Raw genomic sequence first — 13,962 nt, forward strand, 5'->3', positions numbered from 1 at the left:
GCCGCAAACGTCGATGGCGGCAGGGCGCAACCTGCCGTCGAAAAATTGGATATGAAACGACAAGGCGGGCGGACGGTATCGTCCACTCGGCTGCGCTGTCGTGCCCGCAGGCATCATGCCACGGGGCTTTTTCACCACTTTATGATGTACCGGAAAGAGGGCCGATATACCGGAAAGAGGGAAAACAGACGCAACCAGTCTCATTTGTCGAGAAGGCCGGAATCTCCCGGCCCAAGCGCCTATGGGCTGCATATGGCTGAGTTCGCCCCGGAATGCAAGGGGCGCCATGTTGCAGCGCAGCAAAAACCGGCCAAAGCCGACGCTTGCGCTCCCCAGCGGGCATCATTACCACAAACGCAGCTTTCCGTTTCTGGAGACCAAGTGATGAAGGACGTGCTGAAGGAACTCGAGCGCCGGCGCGAGATCGCCCGCATGGGCGGTGGCCAGGCCCGCATCGACGCCCAGCACAAGAAGGGCAAGCTGACCGCACGCGAACGCATCGAGGTGTTTCTCGACGAGGGTTCGTTCGAGGAGTTCGACATGTATGTCGAGCATCGCTCGACCGATTTCGGCATGGAAAAGACCAAGATCGCTGGCGACGGCGTCGTCACCGGCTGGGGCACGGTCAACGGCCGCCCGGTCTACCTCTTCGCCAAGGATTTCACCGTGTTCGGCGGCTCGCTGTCGGAAGCCCATGCCGAAAAGGTCATCAAGGTGCAGGAGATGGCGCTGCGCAACCGCGCGCCGATCATCGGGCTCTACGATGCCGGCGGCGCGCGCATCCAGGAAGGTGTGGCGGCGCTCGGCGGCTATGCCGAGATTTTTCAGCGCAATGTGCTGGCCTCCGGCGTCATTCCGCAGATTTCCGTGATCATGGGCCCGTGCGCCGGCGGCGACGTCTATTCGCCTGCGATGACCGACTTCATCTTCATGGTGCGCGACACCTCCTACATGTTCGTCACCGGGCCGGATGTGGTGAAGACCGTCACTAACGAAACGGTGACGGCGGAAAGCCTTGGCGGCGCCTCGGTCCACACGACGAAATCCTCGATCGCCGACGGCGCCTATGACAATGATGTCGAGGCGCTGCTGCAGATGCGCCGGCTGGTCGATCTCCTGCCTGCTTCGAACACGTCGGAGATTCCCGAGATCGAATGCTACCAGTCGGTGACCGACCACGACCTGTCGCTTGACCGCCTGATCCCCGACAACGCCAACAAGCCCTACGACATCAAGGAACTGATCCTGAAGGTCGCCGACGAGGGCGACTTCTTCGAGATCCAGCAGAATTTCGCCAAGAACATCGTCACCGGTTTCGGCCGTGTCGAGGGCCGCACGGTCGGCTTCGTCGCCAACCAGCCGATGGTGCTGGCCGGCGTGCTCGATTCCGACGCCAGCCGCAAGGCGGCGCGCTTCGTGCGCTTCTGCGATTGTTTTTCGATCCCGATCGTCACCTTCGTCGACGTTCCAGGCTTCCTGCCGGGTACCGCGCAGGAGTATGGCGGGCTGATCAAGCACGGCGCCAAGCTGCTTTTCGCCTATGCCGAGGCGACCGTGCCGAAGATCACCGTCATCACCCGAAAGGCCTATGGCGGTGCCTATGACGTGATGGCCTCAAAACATCTGCGCGGCGACATGAACTATGCCTGGCCGACGGCGCAGATCGCTGTCATGGGCGCCAGGGGCGCGGTGGAAATCATCTACCGCAAGGACATTGGCGACGCTGAAAAGATCGCAGCCCATACAAAGACTTACGAGGATCGCTTCCTGTCGCCCTTCGTCGCCGCAGAGCGCGGTTATGTCGACGAGGTGATCATGCCGCACTCGACCCGCCGCCGTATCGCCCGGGCGCTGCGGATGCTGCGCAACAAGGACATGCAGAACCCCTGGAAGAAGCATGACAACATCCCGCTCTGAAGCGTCTATCAGAGTAGCTGTCGAACACTCACTCCTCCTCCGCCGCGCCAAATCCCGCCCCCATCGTGGCGCTGGTAGCGCTTGCCCAGGGTGTCGCATGATTGTCGATGCGCATCTGGAAGATGAAATAGGTCGGCGAGCAGAAGCCGATGCTTTTGACCTTGGCCGCGCCCGGCGTGTCCGACGGCAGCGACTGGCACATATAGTCCTCGCGGCAGAAATGATCGGCCGAACACGCCGGCCGGTTGCCGCGATTGACCGCGCCGCCGAGGCATTGGTCGAAATTGTTGGTTGCCACGCAAGTGTCGAATTTCTTGCCGCCGACCAACCCGCAGATCTCGTTCGGCATCGGCTTGCCCTTCTTGAAGGCGGCAAAGCCGCGGTCCTTGTCGTCGCAGGCGCGGTAGGCGATGCCGGCCGGCACGCCGATCTTCGGCGGTCGGCAGGTATAGGCGGTGCGCGAAATCCCCGGGGCGAAGGCGGCGAACTGACCGGTGATTTTGTAGCGATCGTTGAAGGGCTGCGAGGCGTTGCTGGCGATCGACCCGGTCAGGCAGGGATGGCCGGAAAACATCTTTTCGCTGTCCATGGGCAGCAGACACTGCGCCAGAGTGGTGTGCACGCCTGATGCGGTCGCCAGCGGCGTGCAGACTGTGCCGCCACCGCATGCCCAAGTCGCGCCGAAACGCTTGGCATCGTCCGGCATCAGGCACGGCATCGCCATTTCGGCCGGCGTGTAGTCGACATCGCCGGCATCGGTCCAGGTGGCTGGCGGTGCGAAAGACAGCGGCCGGTAGCGGTTCGGCTCCTTGCCTTCTTGCGCGGCGCGCAGCCAGGCTTCGCGGCGCGGGATCTCGGCATGGAGGTGCGGCGAGATGCCGACCTCGATGCGGTTGAGCGGCGATGTCGTCTTGTCGTCGAGGCCGATGAAGTGGAAGCCGGCCGTGGACCCCGCCTGGTGACAGCCCTGGCAAGCGCCATTGTCCAGCCGCTCGACCAGCGCCTCCGGCGTGCGCACCAGCTTCATCGAGGAATAATCGAGCGATACGAATTCCTTGGGTTGGAATATTTGCGTAAACGGATGGTTGGCCTGCCGCGCGCTGCCGAAGGTCGACCACGAGATGACCTTTTTGGCCAGGAATTCGTCCGGGATTTCGTAGACGCCAAGATCGACCGCCGCGACATTGGCCCTGACATAATCGGCAAGCTCTTTCTTCAGCGCCGCATCTTGCGATAGCCGCGCGGTATCAGGTGTGTTCTCCAGCGGCTTCTCGCTGATCGCAGCCCCATCGATGCCGAAGATCCGCATGAGATAGGCTGCCTGCCCGCCGAATTCGGTCTCCTGGCCGGAGGGAAAGCGCACCACTTGCGCATTGAGTTCGAGCTGCTTGAAAGTGAGCCCGGCCCGCTCCAGCGGCCCGCCGACCAGCCAGCCAGCGTCGATGCTCTCATCCAGTTGCGGCGTCCAGCGTCCGGCAACGCCAACACAACCGCCATCGGCATCCGGTGCCGCACTGTAGACCGCGTTGAAATTGAACGGCAGCCGCGAGGCCAGGACCTTGCCGCCCTTCTTGAAGCTGTAGGCGAGGCGATAGATGAAACGCACTTCGCCACAGCTCTTGTCGCCTTCCAGGGCAGCGAAATCACGCCGGTCGAGCCGGTTGACGACGCCGACCAGACGGAAGCGTGCCGCCTCCGTCTTCAGCCAACGCATGTCCATGATGCGACCGACATTGCCATCGGTTACCTCGTAAAGCGTGCGCCCGCCGGCCTTCATCTCGGCCCGCAATGTGGCAATGTCTGATGCCACCGTATCGACGATCGCATGATAGGCGGGGGCTTCGTCATAGAGCGCCTTCAGGTCGTCCGCTCCATCGACGGCGAAAATGCCGGCGAAGCCAAAGCCCTTGGCATCGAGGGTGGCGAGAACCGCCGGATCATCGATGATGGTCACCGGCTGTTCGGCGCGCGCGCCATGCGAAGTGAGCAGCGCGACGAAGGCCGCAACGGTGAGCGCGAAACGCTTCATCCGTTAGGCACCTTGCGCCGTGCCTCGACCAGTTCGCGCAAAACCGGCACCAGCGCCAGCGGCAGATCCTCGGCAATCAGCCCCGGTCCAAACCGGCTGCCGGCCTCGGCATGGATCCACACTGCCGCGCAGGCTGCTTCGAACGCCGGCATGGCTTGCGCCATCAGGCCGGCTGATATGCCCGACAGCACGTCGCCCGACCCGGCGGTGGCAAGCCAGGCCGCGCCGTTGGAATTGATCGCCGCCCGGCCATCGGGCGCGGCGATCACCGTGTCGGCGCCCTTGTAGACGATAATGGCATTGGCACGTGCGGCCGCCGCACGCGCCTTGTCCAACTTGGACGAGGCGTCATCACCGGCTATGTCGGGAAACAGCCTGGCAAACTCCCCTTCGTGTGGTGTCATCACCAACGCCGGCGCATTCGGCCTGCGCGCCGCTTCGAACAAGACGTCCTGCGCCTCACGAAACGAGGTGATCGCGTCGGCATCGAACACAAGTCCGTCGACCTGTGCGGAAGAATTCCGTGGCTGGCCGGCAGCGAGCAGCGCGAGCCCAAAGGTCCGCGTTTTTTCGCCGACACCAAAGCCGGGTCCAAGCACGAAGGCCGAAGGCCGGCGTTCGCCGGCAAATTCCTCGATGTCCGCGACATCGTCGGTCTTGCGCAGCATGATCGAGGTCAGATGGGCGGCATTGACCTGCATGGCGTTGCCCGGCGACAGCACGGTCACCGCCCCTGCCCCGCTTCGGGCCGCGGCAAGCGCCGACAACCGCGCCGCGCCGGTGGCGCTCGGCCCGCCGGAAAAGACGCCGACATGGCCGCGTTTGTATTTGTGCGCGTCGACAGCCGGCACCGGAAAATCGCGCAGCCAGCGCGCCGGGCTGTTCTCGAACGCCCGGGACCGTAGCCGTGCGATGACGTCGTCGCCGATGCCTATATCGGCAAGCACGATCGGACCGCATCGCTCGCGGCCCGGCAGCAGCAGATGGCCGGGTTTCTTGCGCGCAAAGGTCACGGTGACGGCCGCGGTGAATGCCACGCCCAAAACCCTGCCGCTGTCGCCGGAAACGCCCGAAGGCAGATCGACCGCGATAACCGGCAGACGTCGGTTGGAGGCGATATCGACCGCCCTGGCGGCATCACCCGACAGCGGCTTGGACAGCCCTGCCCCATAAAGCGCGTCGACCACGATCGAGCCGGGCTCGGCTTCGAAGCTGGACAGCTGCCGAGGCGCGATCGGGCATTCCGCGGCGGCGAGCGCCGCATCGCTTTTTGGCCTCGGCGCTTCGGACGCCCAGATCGTCGTGGCGACGCCGCTGTCGGCCAGGATGCGGGCGACGACATAACCGTCGCCGCCATTGTTGCCCGGCCCGCAAAGCACATGGACATGGGTCGCCCCGGGATAGCGGGTGAAAACCTCGGCCGCGACCGCTTCACCGGCGCGCCGCATCAAGCCGATGCCGGCGACTGGACCGGCGGCAATCGCCAGCCGGTCCGCCTCGCCCATTTCGACGGAAGTAAGAAGTTCATCGCTCATGGATTGCCGATCCGCATTCGATCAAGCATTGTCCAGTTTTCGATCCGAAGCAAACCAAGAGGAGTTGGCGCGACTGCGGCCATAGTGTTCGGATGGGAGGCATTGCAGACGGTAAATGCCTTCTATTTAGGCGATATGCTTAATTATTGTGCCGCGACACCCCTTGGCACCGTTGAGACTCAAGAAGCCGGTGCCGCATCCGATGCAGTGAATGACGCGAATTTGCATCCCGGCGCGGTACGGCTTTGAAATCGTATGAGACCGCTTCTGTTCCGCTGAATTGGCACAGTTCGTGCTTGATGGAGGCGCAAGCGGGGGCTCACAACCCGTTTTTTTGGCAGTGGAGGCCACTTTTTACATGAAAAAGATCGAAGCGATCATCAAGCCATTCAAGCTGGACGAAGTGAAGGAAGCGCTTCAGGAGGCCGGACTGCAAGGCATCACCGTCACCGAGGCCAAGGGCTTCGGACGCCAGAAAGGCCACACCGAGCTCTACCGTGGCGCCGAATATGTCGTCGATTTCCTGCCCAAGGTGAAGATCGAGGTCGTGCTCGGCGACGATGCGGTCGAAGGCGCCATCGAGGCCATCCGCAAGGCGGCGCAGACAGGCCGTATCGGCGACGGCAAGATCTTCGTCTCCAACATCGAGGAAGTCGTGCGCATCCGCACCGGCGAAACCGGAATGGACGCGGTCTGATCGGACCCGGCCACCGCTTGAAACGTCATCCATCAAAAAACACGTCATCACACAGGGATACATGACATGACGACAGCCAAAGACATCATGAAGCAGATCAAGGACAACGACGTGAAATTCGTCGACCTGCGCTTCACCGACCCGAAGGGCAAGCTGCAGCACGTGACGATGGATGTCGTCGAAGTCGAGGAAGACATGTTCGCCGACGGCGTCATGTTCGACGGCTCGTCGATTGCCGGCTGGAAGGCCATCAACGAGTCCGACATGGTGTTGATGCCCGATCCGGACACCGTTCACATGGACCCGTTCTTCGCGCAGTCGACCATGGTCATCCTGTGCGACATCCTCGACCCGGTCTCGGGCGAATCCTACAACCGCGATCCGCGCGGCACGGCCAAGAAGGCCGAAGCCTACATGAAGGCCGAAGGCATCGGCGACACCATCTATGTCGGCCCGGAAGCCGAATTCTTCGTCTTCGACGACGTCAAGTACAAGGCCGATCCCTACAACACCGGCTTCAGGCTCGATTCCACGGAACTGCCGTCAAATGACGACACCGATTACGAAACCGGCAACCTTGGCCACCGCCCGCGCGTCAAGGGCGGCTATTTCCCGGTGCCGCCGATCGACAGCGCGCAGGACATGCGCTCCGAAATGCTGACCGTGCTCGCCGAAATGGGCGTGCGCGTCGAAAAGCATCACCACGAGGTGGCGGCCGCCCAGCACGAACTCGGCATCAAGTTCGACGCATTGGTGCGCAACGCCGACAAGATGCTGATCTACAAATACGTCGTGCACCAGGTCGCCAATGCCTACGGCAAGACGGCAACCTTCATGCCGAAGCCGATCTTCGGCGACAATGGTTCGGGCATGCATGTCCACATGTCGATCTGGAAGGGTGGCAAGCCGACCTTCGCCGGCAATGAATATGCCGGCCTGTCGGAGAACTGCCTGTTCTTCATCGGCGGTGTCATCAAGCATGCCAAAGCGATCAACGCCTTCACCAACCCGCTGACCAACTCGTACAAGCGCCTGGTGCCCGGCTATGAAGCGCCGGTGCTGCTCGCCTATTCGGCGCGCAACCGCTCGGCCTCGTGTCGCATCCCGTTCGGCTCGTCGCCGAAGGCCAAGCGCGTCGAGGTCCGCTTCCCCGATCCGGGCGCGAACCCTTACCTGGCCTTCTCCGCGCTGCTGATGGCCGGTCTCGACGGCATCAAGAACAAGATCCATCCGGGACAGCCGATGGACAAGGACCTCTACGACCTGCCGCCGAAGGAACTGAAGAAGATCCCGACGGTCTGTGGTTCGCTGCGTGAGGCGCTCCAGAGCCTCGACAAGGACCGCGGCTTCCTGAAGGCCGGCGGCGTCTTCGACGACGACCAGATCGACAGCTACATCGAACTGAAAATGGCCGAGGTGATGCGCTTCGAAATGACCCCGCATCCGGTCGAATACGACATGTACTACTCGGTCTAAGAGCCCGTTCGGATAGCTTGCAAAGCCCTTGAAGGATTTCCCCCTTCAAGGGCTTTTTGCTGCGCCAACGCTCACCGTGGATGCGTACGGTCAGTCACATCAGTGAATTGCTTTTGGGTGCTGGGATCGTGTGGCTTTGCCCGCTTGTGACCGCCGCCGAAACACGCGGCTTCATGGTCGCGGTATAAAGCCATGGCAGGCGCGTTGGCGGATGGCTCTAGGGCGCAACAAGCCGCCAGGAGCGAGCGGCGCACTGCCTCAGGCTGCAATGCCCGCTCGTCCGGCGCCCCCGCCAATGCCGTCGTTCAAGAAACCCCGCCCCGTTCGAACAGCATCGCTTTGGCGTAACCCCAAGGCACGATACGCATGCCTCGGCGCGATCTGTCAACGTTGCCAACCGGTGGTGCAAACGGTCGATCTTGGTGCTTTAACAGGGGCTTATATAAGAGCCTTTGAGCTTACAAAGCCGCTCGAACCGGCGGTTTTCCGGGCTTTTCAGGCAATTTCCGCGCCTACAGCCCGGAGAGCACGGTGACCAAACGTTAGCCGGGGCGGACGGGCGCCTCGTTTTGGCCGGTCCTTTTCAACCTGACTTTTTTTGGGGGAATTCATTCCACCGGGCCGGCGCCGTCAAAAAGGCTTCTGGCAAGGACCAAAGTTCTCACGAAACAGGGATAGCGCGGGGTGGGCATCTCATCGGCATGGTCGTCGGTGCCGTGTAAGCTCTGTCCGGAACAAGCATCAAGCGGATATCCGTCGACGCCCTGAATTAAGAGGTTACCCGAACGCGCCGTGGCGGATTCGCGCACTGCCCCCGCCCCAAAAGCACAAAAAAGCCCCGGCGTTTTCCTGCCGGGGCTTTTTGTCACTGAAGTTGCGGGTGCGGGTCATCTCATGGCCCGCGCCGCGGAAACAATCAGGCGGCGGCCGAAACCGACGCGTCGGTCGCAACCTGCGAAATCGTCTTCAGAACCTGGGAGGCGATCTGGTAGGGGTCGCCCTGGGAATTCGGACGGCGGTCTTCCAGATAACCCTTGTAGTCATTCTTGACGAAGGAGTGCGGTACGCGGATCGAAGCGCCGCGGTCGGCGACGCCGTAGCTGAACTTGTTCCACGGCGCGGTTTCGTGCTTGCCGGTCAGGCGCTTGTCGTTGTCCGGACCGTAGACGGCGATGTGGTCCATCAGGTTCTTGTCGAACTGTGCCATCAGGGCCTCGAAATAGGCCTTGCCGCCGACTTCGCGCATGAACTTGGTCGAGAAGTTGCAGTGCATGCCCGAGCCGTTCCAATCAGTATCGCCAAGCGGCTTGCAGTGGAACTCGATGTCGATGCCGTAAGTCTCGGTCAGACGCAGAAGCAGATAGCGCGCCATCCAGATCTGGTCGGCGGCCTTCTTGGAGCCCTTGCCGAAAATCTGGAATTCCCACTGGCCCTTGGCCACCTCGGCGTTGATGCCTTCATGGTTGATGCCGGCAGCAAGGCACTGGTCGAGATGCTCTTCGACGATCTTGCGTGCGACGTCGCCGACGTTCTTGTAGCCGACGCCGGTGTAGTACGGACCCTGCGGTGCCGGGTAGCCGCTCTCGGGGAAGCCGAGCGGACGTCCGTCCTTGTAGAAGAAATACTCCTGCTCGAAGCCGAACCACGCATCCTCGTCATCGAGGATGGTCGCGCGGCTGTTCGATTCATGCGGGGTTACGCCATCGGGCATCATGACTTCGCACATGACCAGAATGCCGTTGGTGCGAGCCGGATCCGGGTAAAGCGCCACCGGCTTCAACACGCAGTCGGAGCTGCGGCCCTCGGCCTGCATGGTCGAGGAACCGTCGAACCCCCACAGCGGCAGCTGTTCGAGCGTCGGGAATTCCGCGAATTCCTTGATCTGCGTCTTGCCGCGAAGGTTGGGGACCGGGGTGTATCCATCGAGCCAAATGTACTCGAGCTTGTATTTCGTCATTCTAGCCTCTCGTTGCTTGATCACCGAACACCAAACGGCATCGACATGCGTCTGCCGCCGGCAGCCGGCGCTGCCGATCACTAAAATGCAATTCGTGTGCCACTCCGGTATTGGCGGGTGCGGCAAAATGGCCGCGATATCGCGTCGAATTTGCTGAGCCGCCTCATCAATGGGTTCGGATCGATCAAACGCGCAACTCGCACAAATATTAGGCAAATAATGATCTTTTCGTAGGCATATTGCCTAAAGGAATCGCAGGACCTATCTTCTGAGAAAGCTGAATCGACAAGCTCCTGAAGAAGAAAGGAGACGGCCCATGGAAATCGTTCCCACCCGTCCGTCGGCGAAAATTCTGATGTTCCCCCTGGCAGCGCGTAAATCTGCCTCAAATTTAGGCGCGAAGGCGCAATTCGCGGCAGAGCTCGCCTCGTTGCGTACCACATACGCCGATTTTGACGGCTGGTATCACGAAGCAGCCGTCGAGGAAGAAAATCATCGGAAGAGCTGATCTGCGTCTTCCGGTTCCGACATGAAAAGCCCGGCGTGACTGCTCACGCCGGGCTTTTCATTGGCAGATGGATCCGATCGACTAATCCTTGGCGTGCAAGTTGGTGCCGAGCGTGTCCTTGACGAAGATCATGCCGATGACGAGCGTGATCGCCGCGATCACCACCGGGTACCAGAGGCCGTAGTAGATGTCGCCCCTGTAGGCGCTGAGCGCGAACACCGTCGCAGGCAGCAAACCACCGAACCAGCCATTGCCGATGTGATAGGGCAGCGACATGCCGGTGTACCGGATGCGGGTCGGGAACATCTCGACCAGGATCGCCGCGATTGGGCCGTAGACCATGGTAACGAGCAGCACCAGGAGGAACAGGATGCCGATTGTCATCGGCCAGTTCACGGCCGCCGGATCGGCGAACATGGCGAAGGCGCCGCCACCCGGTATATTATAGACGGTGACCTCCGGGGCGCCCGCCGCCTCATCCGTGGTCAAGAGCTTGTCCTTGACGGCCTGATCGGTCGGCACCGCTGCCTTTTCACCGCCGCGGATGGCGGCAGCATCAAGTTTCAGCTCAGGGTTGGCTGCGATGAAAGCGTCGAGCTTCTGGTCCGCGACCTTGATCGCTGCCCGCTTCAACGGATAACCGCCGTCCTGCAACGACATGTTGACGGCCTTGACGAAGGCCGAGTCCTTGGCCTTGGCCTGATCGCCGGCGGCGACCGCGTCGTAGGACGTCACCGTCTCGTTGCCGATCTTGACCGACGCAGCCGTTCCGGCCGCGGCCGTCGACACCACGTCATAGGGAACCGAGTTCTTGGTCAGGAACGAAGTCGCGATGTCGCAGGACGTCGTGAACTTGGCTGTGCCGACCGGATTGAACTGGAACCTGCAGTCTCCGGGTGCCGCCGTCACCGTCGCCCGCGTGTTCTGCTGCGCCTTGGCGAGCGCCGGATTGGCGGCCCAGGTCAATGCCTTGAACAGCGGGAAGGTGCTGACAATGGCGAGCGCAAGGCCAGCCATGATAATCGGCTTGCGGCCGATCTTGTCGGACAGCCAGCCGAAGACGACGAAGAAGATCGAGCCAAGCGCCAGCGCAACGGCAATCATGATATTGACCGATTGCGCGTCGACCTTGAGCACGTTCTGCAGGAAGAACAGCGCGTAGAACTGACCATTATACCAGACCACGGCCTGGCCGGCGGTAAGGCCGAACAGCGCCAGCAGAGCGATCTTGGCATTCTTCCACTGACCGAAGGCTTCCGAAAGCGGCGCCTTGGATCCCTTTCCTTCGTCCTTCATCTTCTGGAAGGTCGGCGATTCCGAAAGCGACAGCCGAATCCAGATCGAAACGGCGAGCAGCACGAAGGAGACGATGAACGGAATGCGCCAACCCCAGGCAGCGTAGGTTTCCTTGCTCAGTGATCCCTGGACGATGAGGATAACGATCAGCGACAGAAACAGTCCGAGCGTCGCCGTCGTCTGAATCCAGGACGTGTAGAAGCCACGGCGATCATCCGGCGAGTGCTCGGCAACGTAGGTCGCCGCCCCACCATATTCGCCGCCGAGCGCCAGACCCTGCAGCATGCGCAGGAAGATCAGGATCACCGGAGCGGCGATGCCCAAAGTCGCATAGCCGGGCAGCAGGCCAACCAGGAAGGTCGACAGGCCCATGATCGTCATGGTGACGAGGAATGTGTATTTGCGGCCGACAAGGTCACCAAGGCGGCCGAACACCAGCGCGCCGAACGGGCGCACGAGGAAACCAGCGGCGAAGGCCAGCAGCGCGAAGATGTTGCGCGTCGCCTCGGGAATGGTCGGGCTGAAAAAGGTCGAACCGATAAAGGCCGCCAGTGAGCCGTAGAGATAGAAATCGTACCATTCGAAAACAGTGCCGAGCGAGGAAGCGAAGATGACCTTCTTCTCCTCTCGCGTCATGCCGCGGCTCGTTCCGCCGGCGGTCGATGCCATTGCCATTGATATGTCCTCCCGTGAGACCCTTGCCCTCGATGCAACGCCAATGTCCGCGTTCTCCTCCGAACGCAGACTCAAAAAAAGCGGAGCCATCAGGCAAAAAATGGCAGAAAGCGTCCGCCGGCGGCAGAGCGACGATGGGATTATGACTTTGGTATTAGGTGCGGTGCGGCAACGGCCCGGGCTCAGGCCCTGAGCGCCTCGAGAAGGCCGGCCGCGGCCATCATGTCGCGCTTACGGGCGGCACGGCGCGCGACCGCTTCGGCGTCCTGCCCCCATTGCTCGATCTGCCAGTCCTCGTCGACATGGCCGGCGGCCCAGGCGGCCTCCGCGTCGAGTTCACCGAAATCGACGGCCACCGCCAGCAGCGCCGAACCGGTCAGCGAGGTCATGAGGTGGATGGCGGCCAGCCGCAGCGGCTCGGCGCGCTGATTGAGATGACTGCCCAGAACGGCGATCGTCTCGCGCGGCTGCTCGACATGGATGATGCCCTCGGCAAGGTTGAAGCGCGCCCCGAATGCGGCGCGCGCCCAATCGATGACGGGATCCCACTGCTCGTTCTGCCGGTCAACCAACCCTTGCGGCGCGTCGGCGCGGTAGCAAAGCAGGTCGGACGAGGCAAAACGCAGTATGTCTTCCAGCACCGCCTGCGGGTCACTGGCGACGCCATCAATGGCTGTGTTGACCAAGCGCATTACCGGCATCGTCACCGGATTGATCGTCTCGCCCTGTTCAGCGAATTCGTCGGCAACCAGCACCGCCGCCGCCTCGGTCGGCAGCGCCAGCAGCGCCTTGCCCGGCGTGCGCACCGGCTTGCCGTCGAGATGCACGGCGAAACCTTGCTCTACCGGCGCAACCGAAACGGTCTTGTAGAAGCGCTTGGGCAGCGGCGTCTTCATCTGGATCTGGGCGCGACGCACAGGATCCGGATCCGAAAGATACTTGCCCGCTTCGAGGTCGTTGAGGATGTCACGCATGAAAAATCTCTCTCACACCGGTGTCAGCTTGCGCGCCGGCCGGTTGACGATGATCAGGCCCGCTGCAATCAGGCCAAGCGCCAGAAAAATGCGAATGGTCAGCGGTTCGTTCAAGATGATCGCACCGCACAAGACACCAAAAACCGGCGACAGGAACGTGAAGCTGGACAGGCTTGACGCGGGATAGCGACGCAGCAGCCAGAACCACAGGACATAGGTGAAAGCGACGATGTAGATCGCCTGGAAAAGCAGCGCCAATGTCGGCAACAAGGAGGCATCGCGCACCGGCGGACCGGCGAGAGGCAACACCAATATGCCGACGACCGCCGCACCGGCGAGTTGATAGAGCAGCAGCTTCTCGGCGCTGGCTTCAACCAGTTTCGAGCGTTTGATGAGAATATTGGTCAAGGCCCAGAAAAATCCGGAGCCGAGACTGAGGAGATCGCCGAACAGCATGTCCCCGCCTCCGCCAAGCTTGTCTGAAAAGACAGCGGCAAGGCCGGCGAAGGCCAGCAGCAGGCCAAGGAACTTGCGCATGGTGATCTGTTCGCCAAGCAGGAGATGACCGCCAATCAGCATCCAGAACGGCATTGTGTTGACCAGCAGCGTGTTGCGGGCAACCGTCGTATGCTCCAGGCCGACATAGAGGCAGAGGAACTCGACGCCGAAAAGCGCACCCACGACAATGCCGGCGAGCAATGTGCCGTCGCGCGTGAACAGAGCAATGCCGCGCCAGCGGCACCAGAGGAAGACGCAGAAGCCGCCGATGATCGAGCGTGCGATCGACAGGAAGACGGGGTCGTAGCCGGCATAGGAGATCTTGGCGGCGACGTAGTTCAGGCCCCACGAAAAGGTCAGGCCGACCATGATGGCGGCGGCGGCCATGTCGACTGTGTCG

10 protein-coding genes are annotated in these 13,962 nt (G+C 61.9%); 4 read left to right on the top strand and 6 right to left on the bottom strand.

Annotation, left to right across the window (positions count from 1 at the left end; translation table 11 throughout):
- The first annotated feature begins 384 nt into the window (after positions 1-384).
- On the top strand, positions 385-1,917 hold the full coding sequence (locus MesoLj_RS23585) for an acyl-CoA carboxylase subunit beta (RefSeq protein WP_056568004.1): 1,533 nt from the start codon (positions 385-387) through the stop codon (positions 1,915-1,917).
- A gap of 28 nt (positions 1,918-1,945) precedes the next feature.
- Here MesoLj_RS23585 and MesoLj_RS23590 read toward each other — a convergent pair whose 3' ends face one another.
- The gene (locus MesoLj_RS23590) at positions 1,946-3,946 is read right to left on the bottom strand and encodes a hypothetical protein (protein ID WP_202322780.1); all 2,001 of its coding nucleotides are present in this window, start codon (positions 3,944-3,946) and stop codon (positions 1,946-1,948) included.
- The gene (locus MesoLj_RS23595) at positions 3,943-5,481 is read right to left on the bottom strand and encodes an NAD(P)H-hydrate dehydratase (protein WP_202322781.1); all 1,539 of its coding nucleotides are present in this window, start codon (positions 5,479-5,481) and stop codon (positions 3,943-3,945) included. Before MesoLj_RS23595 ends, MesoLj_RS23590 begins: the two co-directional genes overlap by 4 nt.
- A gap of 358 nt (positions 5,482-5,839) precedes the next feature.
- Here MesoLj_RS23595 and MesoLj_RS23600 point away from each other — a divergent pair, with 358 nt between their 5' ends.
- Together MesoLj_RS23600 and glnA are read left to right on the top strand one after the other, a co-directional pair.
- A complete protein-coding gene (locus MesoLj_RS23600) occupies positions 5,840-6,178 on the top strand; it encodes a P-II family nitrogen regulator (protein WP_006205430.1) in 339 nt (112 codons plus the stop codon).
- Positions 6,179-6,244: 66 nt separating this feature from the next.
- Entirely contained in the window at positions 6,245-7,654 is a 1,410-nt protein-coding gene (glnA, locus tag MesoLj_RS23605) for a type I glutamate--ammonia ligase (RefSeq protein WP_140773899.1), read from the top strand.
- Between the two features lie 916 nt (positions 7,655-8,570).
- Here the strand turns inward: glnA and MesoLj_RS23610 are convergent.
- The gene (locus MesoLj_RS23610) at positions 8,571-9,611 is read right to left on the bottom strand and encodes a glutamine synthetase beta-grasp domain-containing protein (protein ID WP_065005076.1); all 1,041 of its coding nucleotides are present in this window, start codon (positions 9,609-9,611) and stop codon (positions 8,571-8,573) included.
- Between the two features lie 316 nt (positions 9,612-9,927).
- Between MesoLj_RS23610 and MesoLj_RS23615 the strand changes: the two genes are divergently transcribed.
- Positions 9,928-10,119, top strand: a complete 192-nt coding sequence (locus MesoLj_RS23615) for a DUF2735 domain-containing protein (protein ID WP_140773900.1) — start codon at positions 9,928-9,930, stop codon at positions 10,117-10,119.
- Positions 10,120-10,200: 81 nt separating this feature from the next.
- Here MesoLj_RS23615 and MesoLj_RS23620 read toward each other — a convergent pair whose 3' ends face one another.
- From MesoLj_RS23620 to MesoLj_RS23630, 3 genes are all read right to left on the bottom strand, one after another.
- The gene (locus tag MesoLj_RS23620) at positions 10,201-12,090 is read right to left on the bottom strand and encodes an MFS transporter (protein WP_140773901.1); all 1,890 of its coding nucleotides are present in this window, start codon (positions 12,088-12,090) and stop codon (positions 10,201-10,203) included.
- A gap of 182 nt (positions 12,091-12,272) precedes the next feature.
- Positions 12,273-13,064, bottom strand: coding sequence for an ATP12 family chaperone protein (locus MesoLj_RS23625; RefSeq protein WP_202322782.1), 792 nt, complete (start codon positions 13,062-13,064; stop codon positions 12,273-12,275).
- A 12-nt stretch (positions 13,065-13,076) separates the two neighbouring features.
- Positions 13,077-13,949, bottom strand: coding sequence for a DMT family transporter (locus MesoLj_RS23630; RefSeq protein WP_181179985.1), 873 nt, complete (start codon positions 13,947-13,949; stop codon positions 13,077-13,079).
- Positions 13,950-13,962: the final 13 nt, after the last annotated feature.

This window comes from Mesorhizobium sp. 113-3-9 (genome assembly GCF_016756515.1).
GTDB lineage: Bacteria > Pseudomonadota > Alphaproteobacteria > Rhizobiales > Rhizobiaceae > Mesorhizobium.

Coding starts and splice junctions, on each gene's coding strand:
- MesoLj_RS23620 (WP_140773901.1), bottom strand. CDS start 12,090: ATGGCAATGGCATCGACCGCCGGCGGAACGAGCCGCGGCATGACGCGA.
- MesoLj_RS23615 (WP_140773900.1), top strand. CDS start 9,928: ATGGAAATCGTTCCCACCCGTCCGTCGGCGAAAATTCTGATGTTCCCC.
- MesoLj_RS23595 (WP_202322781.1), bottom strand. CDS start 5,481: ATGAGCGATGAACTTCTTACTTCCGTCGAAATGGGCGAGGCGGACCGG.
- MesoLj_RS23590 (WP_202322780.1), bottom strand. CDS start 3,946: ATGAAGCGTTTCGCGCTCACCGTTGCGGCCTTCGTCGCGCTGCTCACT.
- MesoLj_RS23630 (WP_181179985.1), bottom strand. CDS start 13,949: ATGGCCGCCGCCGCCATCATGGTCGGCCTGACCTTTTCGTGGGGCCTG.
- MesoLj_RS23610 (WP_065005076.1), bottom strand. CDS start 9,611: ATGACGAAATACAAGCTCGAGTACATTTGGCTCGATGGATACACCCCG.
- MesoLj_RS23625 (WP_202322782.1), bottom strand. CDS start 13,064: ATGCGTGACATCCTCAACGACCTCGAAGCGGGCAAGTATCTTTCGGAT.
- glnA (WP_140773899.1), top strand. CDS start 6,245: ATGACGACAGCCAAAGACATCATGAAGCAGATCAAGGACAACGACGTG.
- MesoLj_RS23585 (WP_056568004.1), top strand. CDS start 385: ATGAAGGACGTGCTGAAGGAACTCGAGCGCCGGCGCGAGATCGCCCGC.
- MesoLj_RS23600 (WP_006205430.1), top strand. CDS start 5,840: ATGAAAAAGATCGAAGCGATCATCAAGCCATTCAAGCTGGACGAAGTG.